At 73.5% G+C, this 2,153-nt stretch carries 3 protein-coding genes; all 3 read right to left on the bottom strand.

Annotation, left to right across the window (positions count from 1 at the left end):
- Positions 1-188: 188 nt before the first annotated feature.
- Positions 189-1,097 (bottom strand): YhjD/YihY/BrkB family envelope integrity protein, encoded by a 909-nt coding sequence (locus SNE206_RS31310; protein WP_407916920.1) that lies wholly within the window; start codon positions 1,095-1,097, stop codon positions 189-191.
- 174 nt (positions 1,098-1,271) lie between these two features.
- Positions 1,272-1,757 carry an N-acetyltransferase family protein gene (locus SNE206_RS31315; RefSeq protein ID WP_407916921.1) on the bottom strand — a complete coding sequence of 162 codons (486 nt, stop codon included), beginning with the start codon at positions 1,755-1,757 and terminating at the stop codon, positions 1,272-1,274.
- A 106-nt stretch (positions 1,758-1,863) separates the two neighbouring features.
- Positions 1,864-2,153, bottom strand: a 290-nt coding sequence (locus tag SNE206_RS31320; protein WP_407915705.1) for a M4 family metallopeptidase, incomplete at its 5' end; no start/stop codon positions are given.

The following is a 2,153-nucleotide window of genomic DNA, read 5'->3' on the forward strand; positions in this document are numbered from 1 at the left end:
CCCCCCCCCCCCCCCCCCCCCCCCCCCCCCCCCCCCCCCCCCCCCCCGCCCCCCCCCCCCCCCCCCCGGGGGCCCCGGGGGGGGCCCCCCGGCGCCGCGGCGCCCGGCAGATGCGGTGCGGCGCGGTGCGTGCCGGTGCGGCACGCGGCGGTGGTGTCGGCGGTCCGGGCCGCGTTCACCGGCCGCGTTCACGGGCCGTCCGGCTCCTTCGGCCGGCGGGAGCGGGAGATCTGCTTCCGGGCGCTCTGCCACCGCAGGCGCATCTGGTCGATGACGTTGTTCCATTCGCGGCGCACCTCGTCGTCGGGCGGCCGTTCGCCCCTGCGGATGTGGACGAGCTCGTCGTGCACCTCGCGTCCCAGTGCGGCCGAGCCGACGGCGACGAGCATGACGCCGAACATGGCCGAGAGCATGGCGAACACCGCGCCCATCGCGCCGTACCGGGAGGCCGAGGAGCTGAAGAGGTGCGGCAGGTACAGGGTCGCCCCCATCGAGTACGCCCCCTCCAGGAAGCCCGCGATGACGCCGAACGGCAGCAGGTCGCGCCAGGTGATCCGGTGCGCGCTGAGGACCCAGCCGCTCCAGACGAGGAAGGCCGTGGTCACCGGCACCTCCACCGCGGCCGCGCCCAGCTGGAGCCGTCCGTGGCCGAGGAGTCCGTACACCAGGCCCGTGACCGCCAGGTAGCCGGCGAGACCGAGCTCCCACAGCAGGTCGTTCAGCGTGTTGCGCACGCTGAGCGGGCTGAGTTCCCAGGTCTGTTCGAACAGCCGCTGCATCGCGCGCGCGAAGCTCAGCACCGAGATCACGAGGAAGAGCGCCCCGAAGACGCCGACGGTGGCGCTCGCCTCGGACGGCGGCGCGAGGATCTGTTCGACCGCCTCCGCGCCGCCGCCGGTGAGGTGGTAGCGGCTGATGAGTCGTTCCGCCGCGTCCTGGTGGCCGCTGCCGGCCAGGATGGTGCCGGAGATGATCGACAGCGGGATCGTCGCCGCCAGCGCGCTGGCGGCCAGCGCCATCGAGCGGTCGAAGCCCACGATCCGCTGGAAGCGGGCGAGGCAGCGCAGCGCGAAGCCGGGCCGCAGCCAGAACGTCAACGTTCTGATGATCTGTTCGCGATCGGTCTGTGCCGTGCTGCTCTCCTCGGTACCCGGCGGGTGTTCCCGGTCGCGAGCGTAACCCGCCGGTCCGCCGCGTCCTGGCACGACGTGGCCGGTTCTTCCCGTCCGTGCGGGCGGTCCGGGCGGTCCGGGTTGTCCGGGCCCGCAGGGTCAGAGCCGGCGGTACATCAGGTGCAGCCCGACCAGGCCGTGCTCGGGATGGTCGAAGGCCTCCGGCACGGTGCCGACGATGTCGAACCCCAGGGACGTCCAGAGGTGCACCGCGGGGGCGTTGACCTCCACGACCGCGTTGAACTGGATGCCGCGGAAGCCCTCCGCACGGCTCCAGTCGATGACGTACTCGCCCAGGGCCCGCCCCACGCCCCTGCCCTGGTGCGCCGGGTCGACGAGGAAGGAGGCGGTGCCGATGTGGGAGCCGCGACCGGGCCTGTTCGGCCCCATCTTGGCGGACCCGACGATCTCCCCGTCCCGGACGGCGACCACCGTGCGGCCCGGTGGCCGCTCCATCCACCACGGCTCCGCCTCGTCGAGGCTCTGCTGTTCGGGGAACGGGTAGGTGCGGCCCTCGGCCATGATCGTCGAGTAGAACCGGTGGACGGCAGGCCAGTCCTCGCGGGTGGCGATGCGGATGTTCATCCGGCCGAGCCTACGCCCCCGTCGCGCGGCGGCGTCCGCGGCCCGGGACGGCTGCCGCGGCGGTGCGCGGGCCGTCCCGGGCCGTACCCGGCCGGGATGCGGTGCGTCAGCTGACGTTGACCGCGGTCCACGCGGCGGCGACCGTGTTGTACTCGGTGGAGCCGGAGCCGTACAGGTCCTTCGCCGCGTTCAGGGTCGCCGTGCGGGCGGCCTTGTAGTTCGTGGTGGAGGTCATGTAGACGGACAGCGCGCGGTACCAGACCTGCAGTGCCTTGGCGCGGCCGATGCCGGTGATCGCGGCGCCGTTGTAGGTGGGGCTGTTGTAGCTGACCCCGTTGATGGTCCTGGCGCCGCTGCCCTCGGCGAGCAGGAAGAAGAAGTGGTTGGCGACGCCCG

This window comes from Kitasatospora sp. NE20-6, assembly GCF_045862635.1.